Raw genomic sequence first — 16,378 nt, forward strand, 5'->3', positions numbered from 1 at the left:
GATTCTTGACGTTTGCCCGCCACCGGCTCCTTGGGTCGCACGGGCGCGAACTCAGGAGACTGGCGGCGGTAAAGCCAACCCCCGGGTTCCACCAGGACGAGCCCAACCCCTACGAGGCGGGCGGAATCTTGGAGCCCGGTCAGCGCAACACCGATCAACCTTTTTTGTTGTGGAGAGTGCCATGCAACTCGCTTCCTCTTTCCGTTACGGCTCGCCCATGCTCCGCTCCGACTCACCCCTGTCGGACGACCAGATCCGCCGCGTCGCGCCTTCGATCTTCGCGGACGGCAAGCACGAAAGCCGCTCGGAGCGCTACACCTACATCCCCACCATCGACGTGCTGCGCGGCCTTCGCAACGAAGGATTCCAGCCGTTCATGGTCTGCCAGACGCGCGTACGCCACGACGACCGCCGCGAATTCACCAGGCACATGATCCGCATGCGGCACGCCGACGACATCACCGGCGAAGAAGCCAACGAGATCATCCTGCTCAACTCGCATGACGGCACCAGCAGCTATCAGATGCTGGCGGGTGCCTACCGGTTTGTCTGCCAGAACGGCATGGTCGCCGGAGACACCGTGCGCGATATCCGCATCCCCCACAAGGGCAACATCGTGCAGAACGTCATCAACGGCGCGTTCGACGTGCTTGACGGCTTCGACCTGATCCGCGAGCAGAAGGAAGGCATGAAGGCCCTCACGCTCGGGCGCGACGAACAGCACGCATTCGCACGCTGCGCACTCGCGCTGCGCTACGACCCGAGCGACGCCGAAGCGCCCGCTCCCATCACCGAAAGCAGCCTGCTCGCCCCGCGCCGCTTCGAAGATCGCCGGGACGACCTCTGGACGGTGTTTCAACGGGTCCAGGAAAACCTCACCAAAGGCGGGCTGCATGGACGTTCGCGCAGCGGACGCTCCATGTCCACCCGTCCCATCACCGGCATCGACCAGAACGTGAAACTCAACCGCGCGCTGTGGATGCTCGCTGAGGCCATGCGCCAGATGAAGGCGTAAGTACCGCAGGCCCGGCGTTTCCGCGCCGCCCCTCAAATTCGATCAGGACTCCTCTCCGGGTCAAGTCCTGACGCATCCGGCAACACCCGACCCGGAACCTTCTTTCCAACCTTCTGGAGTCAGTCATGCAAGTCAAAGTTGAAACCGCCGTGGCAGAAACCACTGAAAGCGCATCGCCGCTCGAAACCAGTTTCGGCAACGAGCAGCCCGTCATCACCGTGCCGTATTCCAGCCTGCGGCCCTCGCCACTCAACGCCCGCACCCAACCCCTTTCGGGTATTCCGGGCCTCGCCGCCAACATCCGCGCCAAGGGCCTTTTGCAGAATCTCGTCGTTCACGAAATGAAGGGCGGACGGACCAGACAGCGCCGCTATGGGGTCTGCGCGGGCCAGCGCCGCGAGGCCGCGCTCGACCTGCTGTTCGAGCAGAAGCACATCGCTGCCGACTATCCGGTACCGGTGCGCATCGTCAGCGAAGGCGACGCCCTCGCCATTTCGCTGATCGAGAACAGCGAACGTGAAGGACTCGACCCGTTCGACGTGCTGCGCGCGTACCGGATGCTGGCCGAGGAAGGCCGCAGCGTCGATTACATCGCCGCGCTCTTTTCCGCATCACCGCTCACCGTCAGGCGCCGCATGAAGCTCGCCAACGTGTCACCAAAGCTGCTCGCGCTGCTGCGCGAGGATGCGATCACGCTCGACCAGCTTGCGGCCCTCGCGCTCGCGGACGATCACGACACGCAGGAACGTATCTGGTTCGACGCGAACGACTGGCAACGCCAGCCCAACTATCTGCGGCAGGCCATCACGCGCGCCGAGATCGACGCGAGCCGCAGCCGGCTCGTGCGCTTCGTCTGCGTTACCGCCTACGAAGCAGCGGGCGGCTACGTTCGCCGCGATCTGTTCAGCGACGACGAAAACGCCGGGTACATTGCCGACGCCGAACTGTTGCAGAAGCTCGTCGCGCAGAAGCTCGACGCCGCCGCGGAGGAAGTGCTCGCAGAAGGATGGGGCTGGATTGAAACACGTGTCGAGCGCGACTTTCTCGAACTGAACCGCTATGGCAGGCTGCGTCCGGTCCAGCGTCCGTACACCGACGACGAACAGCAGCAGATGGACGCGCTCACCGCGCAGCAGGACGAACTCGCCGAAAAGCTCGAGGCGCTGCCGGAAGACGACGAAAGCGCCTACGAGGAAGCGGACCGCCTGAGCGACGAGATCGGGCGCGTCAATGCCGCCCTCACCGCGCTCGAAAGCGTCGCACTCGTATGGGACGAACAGCAGATGACTGGAGCCGGTGCGTTCGTCATCGTCGGACCGCAGGGCGAACTCGTCATCGAGCGCGGCCTCGTGCGCCGCGAGAACGCCGATGCGCTCGAAGCCGCAGGTGCGAATATCACCGGCACGCCCGAAGCCGAAGCAGGCGAGACGGTGTCCGCAACAGTCCCGAAGGTCAAACCGGTCCACAACGCGAAGCTCTGCCAGCGCCTCACCGCGCATCGCACCGCCGCCATGCGCGCGGAACTCGCCGCACAGCCCGCCGTGGCGCTCGCCGCACTGCTGCATCACCTGGTCCCGAAGGCGCTGCCCGGGCATTTCGGGCACACGTGCGCACGTGACTTCCTCGCCCTGACCGGCACGAACAATCACGACAGTCTGCTGCGCGCCGCAGACGACCTGGACACCAGCCCCGCATGGCACGCCATCGGGATGCAACGCGCGCGATGGATCAGGGAACTGCCCACGAAACGGGCCGACCTGCTGCCCTGGCTCGTCAGGCAGGACCCCGGCACGACGCTGCTCGATCTGCTCGCGTTCTGCACCGGCGCCCTGCTTGACGGGATCGCGGGCGAAGAAAGGCCGCATGCAATCAACGCGCTCGCAGGTGCGCTGAACCTCGACATGACGGGGTACTGGACGCCCACCCGCGCCACGTACTTCGACCATGTCAGCAAGGCGCGCATTGCGGAAGTCGTCGCTGCCGCCGTATCGCCAAAGGCCGCAGCCGACCTCGGAAAGATGAAGAAGGCCGACGCTGCAGCCGCCGCCGAACTGCAGCTCGCGAAAGTCGCCTGGGTACCCGAAATCTTTATCAGCCGGGAAGTTCCTGCCGCACCCTCATGGGAGAGTCGCGACGATGACGACGACCATGAGGATGAGGACGGCACCGACGGTGCGCACACCGCAGCCGATACGGAAGATACGTCGGAAGGCGAGGACGCCGACACGGAACCCGGTGCCGGTCACGGTACAGAACGGGTCAACGACACCCCGCCCGATGCACAGGACGCGTCCGTCGCCGCCGGTCCGCAGCCAGCATGGCCTTTCCCGACCGCTGACAGCATAGGCACCGTGAGCACCGCGCAGTCCGGCCCGCTCTCCGGCTGACGGTAACCATTGCGCAACGCTCGCCCCGGCAACGGGGCAGCGCAGGCGAAGCGGCACCCCATCACGCCCTGCCGCCTGCGCATCGCACCTGAACCGGAGAGTCCGTCATGTTCAACCATATCCGCATGGTCGTGCTCGCGGACCAGCGCCGTAGGTTCGCCCGATCTTTTTCTCACTTCCGTCGAGGCAAACAGCACGCAGTATCACCACGGGCGCCATTAAGACATGGCATTGCTACGCGCCCGCGATGAAGGCTACAGGACTCCGATGATTTGCCTTCGACCAGCACGGCGCGGCGGCTCGCATGCGCCGCCGCGCCGCCGGGTTCATCATGCTGCGCGATTCATTGCCGCCTGGCGGAAGACGATACCGACGAGGTGTAGCCTGTTCCCGGGGACGGCGGGGCCTCTGCCCGAACACAATGGTGGCCTGCCCACCAGCCTGCCACCCCGCCCGCACCCGCTGCCAGCATCATCACGACCAGTCCGCCCGCCACCAGCCCGTGGCACGCCCTCACGAACCGCCGCATGGCGACACGCTCGAATGACCCGAGCGCCGCGTCGAGCCGCTGGCGTTGTTCACGCGCCGCGACCGCCGTCGCCGTCACAAGCCGGTTCCCGGCAACACGCGCAATCCGGTTCGCCGCCCGCTGCGTGAGCGCAGCGAGCGCTTCATCGTTGAGCGCAGCAAGCGCTGCCCGGTAGCGCGCCTCGTGCTCGGCGGTCAGCTTTTCAGCCAGTGTGATCGTTTCCTTGCAGCGTGCGAGCGCATCGCGATGCTGCGCCATCAGCGCCTGCGTGGCCGCCTGGGCCTCGGCGCGCGCCGCATCGACGCCGCCCGCACCCGCCTGCCGGACGCGCTCCGGTATCGCCTCGTAGAGCCGCACGTAGTATTCGAGCGCCGCCAGCACCGACCACAGTGCGTCGTTGTCATGCAGGTTCAGCGCCGCCGACACGCGGCGCATACGCAGCAGGCTCGTGTCGTCCGGCGGCTCGCCACTCACTTCAAGGAACAGCCGCGCGAGCGGATCAGGCGGGCGCGGGTACCGCTCCCGCCGCGTACCTCGCTCACGCATCGCCTGTCACCTGCGCGAACATCGCGTCATAGCACGACCGCCAGCGTAGCAGTTCCGCGCGCTGCCCGATGGGCAGTGTCTCAACCGCCTTGCGTACCGACAGCCGCTGGCTGCGCAGGTCATCGGCAACGCGGTCGGCCAGTTCCGGAAAATCCAGCGACCTGCCCTTCGCCTCGATAGTCTTGCGCAGCTTCGAATCGTGATACAGCACGAAGCGTTCGGGCGTCCCGTAGTAGCCGTTGCGCACCACATGTACCGTCGCATCCGGGAATGTATCGCAGAACTGCCGCAGCAGTTCAAGACTGTCGCGCTGCCGGTTGATGACCCACAAAACCACGAGTCGTCTTCCGAGTTCATCAAGCGTATTGCCCAGTGTCGCGCCGTATCGCGTGACCCCGTCCTGATTGCGTGCCGCCGTACTGACCACCACGACCGCATCGCGATGCCCGTCACAGTAGTTCACCATGTCGATCCAGCCGCCCGCCTTGTCCAGGTCGAATGATGCGCAACCAATTTCGTCGTGCACCGCGCGCATTACGTCCGGGTTCGACGTATCGTTTTCCACCAGCACGGTATTCACACCGCGGCGTTGCAGATGATCCACAAGCGCGAGCGCAACCACGCTCTTGCCGACACCGCCCTTGCCGCCGCCGACGAGATAGATGGGATTGACTGTGGTGTCGGTTGTCGTGTTCATGGCGACTCCCTACAGATCGTCGGTGTCGGGCCGGATCGCAAATCCGAGTGTGCCCTGCACCGGCATGGGTTGTCTGGTTACGGTCTTTCCCCTATCCTTGCGGACCTGATTCGTGCGTGGCGGAGCATCGCGCTGACGCACCGCTGCGCCGCCCGCCTGCGCTGCCGCACGCGCGCCCGACGACGGGCGTGCGCCATTCCCAGCACCGCTGCCCTTCCCGGCTGCGCGCAGCGCGTAGCGGATCGTTCCCGCCGTGATGTCGATGCCGTGCGGCTTCGCCTGCTGCGCGATCTGCTCCAGTGTGTAGCCCTTCGCCTGCGCCGCGCGTACACGTGCACGCATCTCTTTCATCGCATCGCGCACCGTGACGCCATGTTCAGCCTCGGGTTTTTCAGGTAGTGCATCGAGTGCGCTGGCGAACGCCTCCCATTGCGATTTTGTATAGACCTTCGCGACAGGCATGAGTCACCCTCCTGCGCACACCATCGTACACGCCATCAAGCACAACATTCACCCATCCTGCGCACAGCTCGCGCACGCGTCAACCACCTTATTTAGCAGGGCAAGCGCACATGGGAACACCTGGGACGCGACGGGAACCGGTGAGAACGAGCCACTTTTTGGGGCACTGTCGTGCGCGTGCGACACAACCTCCGTTACGCATCCCGGTTTACTCCTGACACGCATGCTGTTCGACCGGCATCGTCCCCGGTTACGCATGGACGTCGACCAGCAGTACGCAGCGTATGCACATCGAACCAAGGCACAAACTCGGGACGCACACAAGCGTAGCGAATCGAACATCAATGCGTCAGTCACGCGCACAGCCTGCGACACCGTCAGCGGAGCTGATACGCAGCAGCCGTGCCGCCCCTGAACACGTTACACGCGTGTCCATTCGCGAGACATGCACACAACGGCACGCACGCTTTACTCACGCGATTGACATCTCAACGCGAAAGCATCGCGCACGGGTTACGCATCCTTCAACGCACAGGCATACGCGTGCCGTTTACTCTAGGAGGAAGACCTCTACGCAACGCCCTTGCTCACCCGTTCGCACATGATGGTGCGGGGCCTGAACGGACGTTTACGCGGCGACGGAAACGTCAACGCAAAACGTTTACGCGGGGTGACAAAATGCGCATTGAAAACACGGTATTGCAGGATAGGCTTGCGCCGGTTTTGGGCGCCATGTGCGACCAGTTCTACCGGATAAACATGGTCGTGATCTCGGTAGTCTCGCGCTTACTAACGAGCGCTTTGCGCATCGATCAGGATCTTGGGGCGCATTTCGGCAATGTGATTGATCAGATCACCGAGAATATGGCGAACTGCATTCGAGGTCGCCAGAATAGGTCGCCTCTGTAGCGGAGTGGAGCCGCTGAGAAATCGCTACGGTCGGGTCTGTTTTAAATGTCCGGGTTGCGACCAAGTTCAGATGTCCGCTTTCAGGTTGTCAAATATCTCTATCTGGAAGAGCTTTTAAGCACCGAGCCTGCCGGCTGCGGCGGTTCTTCGCACGATCTCATTCAGGTCCCCGACGGTGAGCTCGCGCTGCTTCCGGGTGCCGGTGGGACGCACCTTCGGCCGGACTTCTTCCCCCCCGGTTGGTGCGCGATGGGGAGCCCGCGGCACGCCGGTTATCGCGCTCGGCCTGTACTTGCTGCGCAACCCTGAGCGCGTGTCGCAGACGCTTGTTCTCAATGACCGTGCCTTGGTCAATTTCCGACAGACGGTCATAGGGAGAGCAGGACAGAGCGCCGCCGTCAGCACGGATCTCAATGCGGCCGTCCGGGTATTCATAGACGTCGATGTAGTGATGGACCCGGGCACGATTCGCCGCCGTGTCGTCCAGCAGATAGATCACCCGGTCATACTGGACGGTCAGCGTATTCGACACGCACCGCGTTGACCGGTGCGTCAGGATCAGGTCAAGGTCTTCGTCGTCCCGCAATGGCCGATGTACATTGAAGTCGCTCTTCGGCGGATGATTGCGATCGCACGCGCCGCGGTGCCGGCGTCGAGCCGGTTGTTGCTGGGCTTCGCACACCGGCCGGACACCAGACCCGCGGGGCCGGCTTCACGCAGCCGTGCGACCAGCCGCCGGACCTGACGCGTCGCCAGTCCGAGCCGCTGCGCAGCGCGCCACGGTTTGCGCAAACCGTCAGCCACCGATTGAACAACCTTGAACCGGTCCAGCTCGCGCATCGTCATGGTAATTCGGTCCATCGCAGCCTCCGGCGCCAGGCGATCGGCGCCGGACCAGCTTATGCCGCATCAAAACGGACATTACAACTTAGCCCCTACAGTCAGTGTCGTTGACAACGACGTTTTACGACAAATTCGGCGCTAGATATTTTCCTCGACACGGCTAGCGGCAATTGTGAGCACCAACAGCATCACGCCGTCTTACGCGACCGGCCCAACAACCTGACAAGGCTCCGGGAAGGCGTAAGCGCTGCCTGCCGCCGTCCGCGTTAGGGCTTGAGAACGGAGAGGTCGGTAATCGTCATATCGCTGAACGTTGCGTTGCCGCCTTCGGCGAAGACCGAAACGCGGTTATCGTCCTCGCCCGGAAAGACGAGATCCGTGATGACAGTGCGGCCGTGATCCGCGAATACTTCCACGGAATCCCTGTCGACCACCACGGTGAGATGCAGTTTCCCGTCCACTAACGGCAAGTTGACGATGTGCGCTTTGCTGAATGCATTCGAGAACCTGCTCTCGCCGGACTTCGAGCGATCGAGCGTCAGTGTCCGACGCTCGGTGTCGTAGACGATCCGCGTGCCCACCTCGCCATTCGCCGAGCCTCTGACGACCAGGCCCGCACGCCGCGCGGACTGCGGGCTGATTGTCACGTCGATGTTTTGCATCACACCACGTGTGGAGGGCGCGAGTTCTTCCACACGCGAGGAAACGCTGAGTTCGTTAAAGCGCGTGGTCGAACCTGTACTGACGAACCGCGTGTATTGTTCCACTGGTCCGGATGTCAATCGCGGCAGGCCGTCGACCGTTTTCAGCGCGAGTACGCGAGGCAGCGCGGTTGCGCCTTTCCAGGGCGTGGTCGGTATGCGTTCGGCATAGTCCCAGTTGCTCATCCAGCCGATCGTGACCGCCTCGCCGCCCGGGGCATTCGCGAATGTTCCGGCTGCATAGTAATCGGCGCCGTGATCGAGCCACTGGTAGCGCGAAGGATCGGAACCGGCCGGCGCGACGTTTTCCGGCGTGAACGTTCGACCGTCGAAGCTGCCGACGAAATACATCGCGCCGGACCCGCCCGCGATCGACCACGGGTTGACGTTCACGATCATCACCCACTTCTGCTTGCGACTGTCGCCATCGAGGGGCAAGGGGAACAGATCGGGCATCTCCCAGAGTGCCCCTCGATGAGGAATGTCGGGGAGAGTGAAGTCGCTGAGAAAGTCCCAGTCGATCAGATTATTCGAGCGGTACATCTTGACGACGTGCGCGTCCGCGACCACGGTGGTCATGAGCCAGTAACCCCCCGGCGCATACCACGACACCTTCGGGTCACGAAAGTTTTGCGATTCGGGATCGAGCGTCAGCACCGGATTGCGCGCGTATTTGCGCCAGGTCTTGCCGTCGTCCGTACTGTAGGCGAGCGATTGCGCCTGCGTGCCTGGTCGATGTCCCGAGCCGGCCTTATACACGCTGGTATAAAGCGCGATCAGCGGCGAGGAATTCGCCGTGCCCAAGCCGGACGTATTGTGCGTATCCACCACGATGGAACCGGAAAAGATCTCCTCGGTTGCATTGACGTGCATCGCAACGGGTTGCTCGGTCCAATGAAGGAGATCGGAACTGGTGGCATGGCCCCAGGACATATTGCCCCACGAATTCCCGTTCGGATTGTATTGATAGAACAGGTGATAAAGACCGTTGTGGAAGACGAGTCCGTTGGGATCGTTCATCCAGTTTCGTTGCGGCGTGTAGTGAAATGCGGGGCGCCATTGCGGCGTGCCGGCATCGGCGGTGTGCTGCGAGGCGGGCTGCGCCGCGAACGCGCTGAACGAAACGCTTAGCGATGCAAGCAGACACATCGCCAGCGTGCTCATTTTTGAAACGAAGGGACGTTGCGGGTCGTACATGGAATGGCTTTGCCCTATCTACGCACGCGAACGAACGGCGAATGCCGTCACGTCCGCGAGTGCAGTCAATGAGTCGTCGTCGGCTCGGCCTACGATCAGGCGGAAAGCCTGAGAATGATGGTCCCCTTGCGCCTGCTGCCGATCGTCAGGCCGCGGCGCGCGGTCTCGCGCAGTGCGCGATTGACCGTGTTCACGTGCAAGCCGAGGAAGTCGGCCAGCATCCGTTGCGAAGGTAAGATGTCACCGGGTTGGAGACGGCCGGTCCCGATCGCCGTTTCGATTTCGTCGACCACGGCGAGATAGACCGGGCCCCGGTATGAGGACAAGTCGGGAATCCAGGATTTCATGGCTGCCGTTCTTCACCCGCTTCGAATGTCGCCGGTCAGCAGTGCAAGCGGAAGGCTTCCGCTCGCACTGCATCCAACCGTCCGGCTTACTGACCGTTGTTCGCGCCACCCTGGCCGGGAGCCGCGCGAGTGGCGGAAATGTCGCCATAGCCGCCCAGACCACCCTTGCCGTAAGTCCGGTCGATGTCGGTCGAATTACCGTGAATGTTCAGCTTCACGGTCGGCGCCAGGGTGCCGCCGCGACGCGGGCCGACGGCGTCGATGAACGATTCGACGAGGCCGCCCGGCATCACGTAATGCGAGTACGACTGGAATGCCCGGGGATTCTGGTTCGGGTCCAGCGCGTACGGCGCACCTATCGGCTGGTCGAAATCGGTCGGGTTGCCGAGCACGAGGCCGCTGCCCTTGTTCAACGGCAGGAAGTCGCTGCGGATACCGTTGCCGACGAAACCGTACACGCCGTCAGGACCGTCGACACCCGCCGCATAAGTCGGCCGGTGGCTGATCGTGAACAGGTAGTACTTGCCGTCCTTGATATAGATTTGCGGCCGCTCGGTCTGATCGTTGACGCAGTTGGCCGACAGCAGCGGCGGAAGAAACTTCCACTCCGTGAGCTGCTTGTTCGTGGCCACCGCGAGACCGACGTTCGCCTTCTGGTAGGTCGCGCCGGAGTTCATCACCGCATTGAGATCCTCCTTGTACGGATCGTTGGACGCATAACCCAGATCCGCCTCGGTGCAGGTGCGCGCGCCGCGCGGGCCGCCCGTGTTGCCTTCGAACACCATGAAGGTCTTGCCCGGATTCGCCGGATCGGTGAACACGAACGGATCGCGAAACGAGTAGTACGTGTTCTGCTCGCGCGACTGGTACAGCTTGCCGTCCGGTTCGAGCAGCGCGTCGTGCTTGTCGAATCCGTCGAACCAGACGTGCGTGTCGTCCGCGTGAATGTGCCCGTCGGTGCGCGTGATGATCGCGATCGGCGGCGTGATGTCCTGGCCGCCCTCGGCCGAGCGGTTGAACGACAGCGCGGTGTAGTAGAGGCTGAGGTTGTTGCCGTTCGTCAGCCGCGCGGAGCCCGACCATTCGGCGTTTTGCGTCATCGGCGCGGTGCCGAAGACCTTCGCGCTCGTGCCGTCCGGGAACAGATGTCCGCCGTAGGTCCAGCCGCCGTTCGCCGGACGCTGTGACGCCGGAATCCCCGCCCTGCGATAGAAGAAGCCGATGCGAGCGTGCACGTGGCGATCGTCGAACGAATAGCCCGCATGCGGATCGGCGGTCAGCGAGAAAATGACCTCCCAGCCCTTGTAGCTGAGGTTGTCCGCTTTGACATCCGACAGCGGCCATGTGTCCCACACCCATACGTTCGAGTTGATCAGCGGGAAGTCCGCCGGAATGTCCGGCATGGTCAGCGCCGCGGGCAGCGAGTTCTTGTCGGCGGCGGTCGCCGTGTGCGATTGCGCCTTGATCTGCCGGACATCGGCGCGCGTCCAGCGCATCGTGAAGCTGCTATCGGGGTCGTAGGCCTGTTGCGTATGCGGCGTCGGCGCGGGGAAGCCCGCCGCGGACGATTGGGCCAGCGCGGGAGCCGCCGCGGCGGCGAGCAGCGTGCCGCAGACCGCGGTCGAGCGCAGGCGAGCGCGAGTTGACGGGAATTGCGGGGATCGAAGTCTGTTCATCGGGTTCACATCCTGGAAGAGTGCGCAACGAGGGCCGCGGGAAACCGCCGGAGCATCGCCGTTTGACTTGTTGGTACGAAATATCCGTTTCAGAACCTGGTGATGCCGGAGACGCCCGGTGACGCTGGCGCCGGACTGCGGAAAGCCCACTGCGGGAAACAGCAAAATGAACGACGTTTGTCGGCCGCCTCGCCCGTGTTGCTCACCGGGCAAGGACCTGCCGGACGTCTGTTTTAGAAACTGCGAATGGTCTCTCGCGGGCCCCACAGGAGCAGCAGTGACTCAAATGCGTCGGAGACACGATGCATCCAAACCGGTTTGGATCATAGTCCAAACCGGTTTGGAGTGTCAAAGAATTTGTAACTTTTGAGGTACCATGACGCTTGCCCAATCTGCGCCAAATCCCCGTCACGCAAGGCCGCCCGGGGGAAAACAGAGCAATGCGAAGGTGGAAATGTGAAGGTGAATCTAAAGACGCTGTCCGACTCGCTCGGACTTTCCCGCACGACCGTTAGCCGGGCGCTCAACGGCTATGACGACGTGAATGAAGCAACCCGCCTGCGGGTGATCGAGGCGGCGCGCGAACTCGGCTACCACCCTGACCCAACCGCGCGGCGGCTCGCCACCGGCCGCGCCGAAGCGGTGGGGATGGTCTATCCGTTCGGTACGGGCGACCTCGGCGATCCGCGTCTGGGTGAGGTCGTGGCCGGCATGACCGAGCGCCTCGGCGAAAGCGACCTCGATCTGATCATTGTTTCCGCGCGGCAAAACGCGGAACTGGAGACGTACCGTCGGCTGATCGAAGGCAAACTGGTCGACGGTTTGATCGTGGCGCGCACGCTCGTCGACGATCCGCGCATCCGGTTTCTTCAGGCGCGTCAGTTTCCCTTCGTCGCTTATGGGCGGACGAACAGCCCCACGCCTTATGGCTGGTTCGACTTCGACAACGAAGCGGGAGCCCGGGACGCCGCGCAACGTCTGATCGCATTCGGGCACAGACGGATCGGCTTGCTCAGTGCGCCGCTGACAATGAACTTTGCCGCTCAACGGCGCGCGGGTTTCATCAGCGCGTTGCAGGAGGCCGGCATTCAGCCGGAGGCGTCGCTCATGATCGAATGTCCGCTCAACCGGACGGGCGGGTATGAAGCGGCGCGAGCGCTGCTCGAACTTGCCGAGCCGCCGACGGCATTGGTGGTGGACAACAACCTCGCGGGCGCTGGCGCGTTTCGCGCGATCGTCGAAAGCGGCAAGCAACTGGGTACGGAAATCTCGCTGATCGTCTATGACGGCGTGCCGCCGGACGTCGCTTCGTCACACACGGTGACATCCGTCGTGCAGTCGACCGGGGAGTCGTCTGGCAGGGTCATCGCCGAACTGATTCTGGCGACGATAGCCGGCAAGAAGCCCGAGCCGCGGCTCGCGCAGGCGCATATCGAGCCAGGCGATACGGACGGGCCACCGCGTTGACGGCCGTTGCCCTCACCCAATACGCGTTTCCCCGGCGAGAGCGCACAGCACGTCACGCCGCCCGCGTCGCTGCGGTAGCCACCACCATTCGCTCCAGAAGGATGACGAAGTGCTCTTCCTCATGAATCTCGAAGCGCCGGATCTGCGCTTTAGATGAGTTCTGCCATCGATGCTTTCAGCAAAAGGGTGGAATAAACACGGTATTCGCCATGATATTCCCTCGATGGGTCCCTCTGAACATTTCGACTTCGGAGCCGACGCGATGTTGGCAGATGCTGAAGTTCGTAACTCCGCTAATGCTGTCCGTTGTAGCGCTAGCGGCGTCCGTTAATTCTGCTAGCGTGGCTTTTCCACTGGAACACGAACGGTCGGACCGGAACGACTAAGGCGACCCAGCCCAATCCTTCGGTTGTTGGTGGCAAAACACTCTATTAATTAGGATGGCTATCTAATATCAGACTCACCCTAGAAAGCGTTTTCGTTTAACTAAAGAGACTTGCACCGCCTGAATGTACACATAGTTGATCTTTGACAATCGCGTTTGCCGCCGTCTGTGGCTCGCCACCTCTCGCGTCGATCGGCAGCCACATTTGTTGATTTGCACTGAATCCTGACCCACCCTACGCAGTAATTTGCATCGAATATTGACCCACGTAGAACACTGACCTGCTCGGGAACGGGCAGGGGAACGGAGTGATCGACGTGGCTATATTGAGCATCATCCGACGCTGGCACTTTCGCGATCATGTCTCGTTGCGCGAGATTGCCAAACGACTGGGCGTGTCGAGAAACACGGTCCGGCGTTACATTCGGGCCGGTACGGTCCTGCCCGCCTATCCGGAACGACACAGTCCCAGCAAGCTCGACGGGTTCGCTGCGAAGCTCTCGAGCTGGCTGAAGACCGAAGCGAACCGGCCCCGCAAGCAGCGAAGAACCCTGAAGCAGATCCACGCAGATCTGTGCGCGCTCGGCTTCACCGGCTCTTACGACCGGGTGGCGGCGTTCGCTCGGCGCTGGCGGCAGGAGCAGCACGAGCAGGCAAAGACAACGGGACGGGGAACGTTCGTGCCGCTGCGGTTTGCCGCTGGCGAAGCGTTCCAGTTTGACTGGAGCGAGGACTGGGCCGTTATCAATGGCGAGCGCACCAAGCTGCAGGTCGCACAGCTCAAGCTCAGCCATAGCCGCGCCTTCTTCCTGCGCGCCTACCTGCTTCAGACTCACGAGATGCTGTTCGACGCGCACTATCACGCGTTCGTCGCCTGGGGCGGCATTCCACGCCGCGGCATCTATGACAACATGAAGACCGCCGTTGACAGAGTGCGACCCGGCAAGGTGCGCGAGGTCAACGCGCGCTTCAGCGCGATGGTTAGTCACTACCTGTTTGACGCCGAGTTCTGCAATGTCGCCTCGGGCTGGGAGAAGGGGCAGATAGAGAAGAACGTCCAGGACAGCCGTCACCGGCTTTGGCAGAAAGCGCCGGCGTTCGGCTCGCTCGCCGCGCTTAACGACTGGCTGGCCGACCAGTGCGTGCTGCTGTGGCAACAGACGCGGCACCCGGAGCACGACACGACCATTTGGGATGCGTGGGCGGCCGAGCGTCCACACCTGATGCCGGTGGGCCAGCCATTCGATGGTTTCGTCGAACATACCAAGCGCGTTTCGCCCACCTGCCTGGTGAACTTCGAGCGCAACCGCTATAGCGTACCGGCGTCGTTTGCCAACCGGCCCATCAGCCTGCGCGTGTATGCCGCAAAGCTTGTCTTCGTCGCCGGAGGTCAGGTGATCGCCGAGCACGAACGGCGTATCAACCGCAGCCACAACCACGGCGAGACCATCTACGACTGGCGTCACTACCTGGCAGTCCTGCAGCGCAAACCGGGAGCGCTTCGCAACGGTGCACCCTTCACCGAGTTTCCAGCTGGCTTCCGCAAGCTGCAGGGCGTGCTGCTCAAGCGCCCGGGGGGCGACCGGGAGATGGTCGAGATTCTGGCGCTCGTGCTGCTGCACGACGAACAGATGGTGCTCGCTGCCGTCGAGCTGGCATTCGAGGCTGGCGCGCCGAACAAGCCGACGGTGCTGAACATCCTGAGCCGCCTGCTTGACAGCCCGCCTGTGCCACCGCTGCAGACGCCACAGGCGTTCACGCTGACCGTCGAGCCGCAGGCCAATGTCGGCCGGTATGATCGGCTAAGAGACCGCGAGGACAATCATGCAGCCTGACGTGATGATGCAGATGCTCAAGTCACTCAAGCTGCACGGTATGGCTCAGGCACTGGGCGAGCTCGCCGCTCAGGACTCGCCGGCCTACAAGGCGGCTTCACTGGTGCTTGCCGGATTGCTCAAGGCAGAAATTGCAGAACGGGAAGTGCGCTCACTCGCTTACCAGATGAAGGTGGCGCGCTTCCCGGCGTATCGCGATATCGGCGGCTTCGACTTCAGCTGCAGCGATGCCAACGAGGCGCTGGTGCGGCAGTTGTACGAGTGCGAGTTTATCGACTCGGCGCACAACATCGTCCTGGTGGGCGGACCCGGTACGGGAAAGACGCATCTGGCAACCGCGATCGGTGTGCAGGCTCTCGAACATCATCGCCGCCGGGTGCGCTTCTTCTCCACCATCGAGCTGGTCAACGCACTCGAACAGGAGAAGCTCGTGGGCAAGCCCGGACAGCTCGCCACACGACTTATGTATGCCGATCTTGTGGTGCTGGACGAGCTCGGCTATCTGCCCTTCAGCCAGACCGGCGGTGCGTTGCTGTTCCACCTGCTTAGCAAGCTCTACGAACGAACCAGCATCATCATCACCACCAATCTGAGCTTCGCCGAGTGGGCCAGTGTGTTTGGCGATGCCAAGATGACGACCGCGCTGCTCGACCGGCTTACGCACCACTGCCACATTGTAGAAACAGGCAACGATAGCTATCGTTTCAGAAACAGCACGACACAGCCCAAAAAGGAGAGAAAGAAGACCCAGATACCCACCGAATAACCCGCAAAGCTGGTCCAACGGGTGGGTCAGAATTCAATGCAAATCGTGGGTCAGGATTCAGTGCAAATCAACAGCCACATTAGCCGAATGAAAGAACACGCCGAACGCGCTAACAGTATTAACGGACATCAACACGTGTAGCCAAAAAAAGAAAGCCCAGCTCAAATTGGTCAAGACTCGCCGCGAGAACTTCCGGCTGCAATCTCGCATCACCGCTATATCTCATCGCGCGATGCAGGTTTAAAGCGCTCTACAGCCGCCGACACTTCCGCCATGATTCCGGCTTCCTCTCTCTCCCTCGATCCATCGGAATTCGCCCACGCGCCGGACTTTGAGCATCGAAGAAAACGAGATCTTCCACTTCGCCCGCGAACAGCTCGTTTGCGCGTTTGACGTAGAACGCATTAAAGATGTCACCGTTGCGACTACAAAGTCGTCAACTGGGGACTTAGAAGCACCCCGATAGCGTGGATATCCATACTCAGCATGGGTTTGCTGGACGCGAAATAAAGTTGTCAAGTCGCCATCCTATTTGAATATCCAAGGTCTCGTCCCTCCCCGCGCAATGGCCGGTTTCCGGCGAGCAAATTGGCAGTGGTACTGCCTCAAGGCGGCC

At 62.5% G+C, this 16,378-nt stretch carries 13 protein-coding genes; 5 read left to right on the forward strand and 8 right to left on the reverse strand.

Annotated elements, in window-relative coordinates:
- Positions 1 to 181: 181 nt before the first annotated feature.
- Positions 182 to 1,015 (forward strand): DUF932 domain-containing protein, encoded by an 834-nt coding sequence (locus BGRAMDRAFT_RS19965; protein ID WP_006050624.1) that lies wholly within the window; start codon positions 182 to 184, stop codon positions 1,013 to 1,015.
- A 125-nt stretch (positions 1,016 to 1,140) separates the two neighbouring features.
- Positions 1,141 to 3,402 (forward strand): ParB/RepB/Spo0J family partition protein, encoded by a 2,262-nt coding sequence (locus BGRAMDRAFT_RS19970; protein WP_006050625.1) that lies wholly within the window; start codon positions 1,141 to 1,143, stop codon positions 3,400 to 3,402.
- A gap of 343 nt (positions 3,403 to 3,745) precedes the next feature.
- Here BGRAMDRAFT_RS19970 and BGRAMDRAFT_RS19975 read toward each other — a convergent pair whose 3' ends face one another.
- The 8 genes from BGRAMDRAFT_RS19975 to BGRAMDRAFT_RS20015 all read right to left on the reverse strand — a co-directional run bounded on the left by BGRAMDRAFT_RS19975 (position 3,746) and on the right by BGRAMDRAFT_RS20015 (position 11,309).
- Positions 3,746 to 4,477 carry a hypothetical protein gene (locus BGRAMDRAFT_RS19975; RefSeq protein WP_006050626.1) on the reverse strand — a complete coding sequence of 244 codons (732 nt, stop codon included), beginning with the start codon at positions 4,475 to 4,477 and terminating at the stop codon, positions 3,746 to 3,748.
- Positions 4,470 to 5,174, reverse strand: a complete 705-nt coding sequence (locus BGRAMDRAFT_RS19980; protein WP_006050627.1) for a nucleotide-binding protein — start codon at positions 5,172 to 5,174, stop codon at positions 4,470 to 4,472. Before BGRAMDRAFT_RS19980 ends, BGRAMDRAFT_RS19975 begins: the two co-directional genes overlap by 8 nt.
- A gap of 9 nt (positions 5,175 to 5,183) precedes the next feature.
- Positions 5,184 to 5,636 carry a hypothetical protein gene (locus BGRAMDRAFT_RS19985; RefSeq protein ID WP_006050628.1) on the reverse strand — a complete coding sequence of 151 codons (453 nt, stop codon included), beginning with the start codon at positions 5,634 to 5,636 and terminating at the stop codon, positions 5,184 to 5,186.
- Between the two features lie 1,066 nt (positions 5,637 to 6,702).
- Complete coding sequence (locus tag BGRAMDRAFT_RS34590) at positions 6,703 to 7,077, reverse strand: hypothetical protein (RefSeq protein WP_157140633.1); 375 nt, start codon at positions 7,075 to 7,077, stop codon at positions 6,703 to 6,705.
- Positions 7,078 to 7,103: 26 nt separating this feature from the next.
- Positions 7,104 to 7,391 (reverse strand): helix-turn-helix domain-containing protein, encoded by a 288-nt coding sequence (locus tag BGRAMDRAFT_RS34595; protein WP_044021468.1) that lies wholly within the window; start codon positions 7,389 to 7,391, stop codon positions 7,104 to 7,106.
- A 263-nt stretch (positions 7,392 to 7,654) separates the two neighbouring features.
- Positions 7,655 to 9,253 (reverse strand): glycoside hydrolase family 32 protein, encoded by a 1,599-nt coding sequence (locus BGRAMDRAFT_RS20005; RefSeq protein WP_232292306.1) that lies wholly within the window; start codon positions 9,251 to 9,253, stop codon positions 7,655 to 7,657.
- A gap of 128 nt (positions 9,254 to 9,381) precedes the next feature.
- Entirely contained in the window at positions 9,382 to 9,633 is a 252-nt protein-coding gene (locus BGRAMDRAFT_RS20010; RefSeq protein WP_006050631.1) for a GntR family transcriptional regulator, read from the reverse strand.
- 86 nt (positions 9,634 to 9,719) lie between these two features.
- Positions 9,720 to 11,309 carry a glycoside hydrolase family 68 protein gene (locus BGRAMDRAFT_RS20015; RefSeq protein WP_006050632.1) on the reverse strand — a complete coding sequence of 530 codons (1,590 nt, stop codon included), beginning with the start codon at positions 11,307 to 11,309 and terminating at the stop codon, positions 9,720 to 9,722.
- A gap of 456 nt (positions 11,310 to 11,765) precedes the next feature.
- Here BGRAMDRAFT_RS20015 and BGRAMDRAFT_RS20020 point away from each other — a divergent pair, with 456 nt between their 5' ends.
- From BGRAMDRAFT_RS20020 to istB, 3 genes are all read left to right on the forward strand, one after another.
- Entirely contained in the window at positions 11,766 to 12,776 is a 1,011-nt protein-coding gene (locus BGRAMDRAFT_RS20020) for a substrate-binding domain-containing protein (RefSeq protein WP_006050633.1), read from the forward strand.
- Between the two features lie 693 nt (positions 12,777 to 13,469).
- Positions 13,470 to 14,996 (forward strand): IS21 family transposase, encoded by a 1,527-nt coding sequence (istA, locus tag BGRAMDRAFT_RS20025; RefSeq protein ID WP_044020281.1) that lies wholly within the window; start codon positions 13,470 to 13,472, stop codon positions 14,994 to 14,996.
- Positions 14,986 to 15,762 (forward strand): IS21-like element helper ATPase IstB, encoded by a 777-nt coding sequence (gene istB / locus BGRAMDRAFT_RS20030; RefSeq protein WP_006046815.1) that lies wholly within the window; start codon positions 14,986 to 14,988, stop codon positions 15,760 to 15,762. Before istA ends, istB begins: the two co-directional genes overlap by 11 nt.
- Positions 15,763 to 16,378 lie beyond the last annotated feature (616 nt).

Source organism: Paraburkholderia graminis C4D1M (assembly GCF_000172415.1).
GTDB classification, from domain to species: domain Bacteria; phylum Pseudomonadota; class Gammaproteobacteria; order Burkholderiales; family Burkholderiaceae; genus Paraburkholderia; species Paraburkholderia graminis.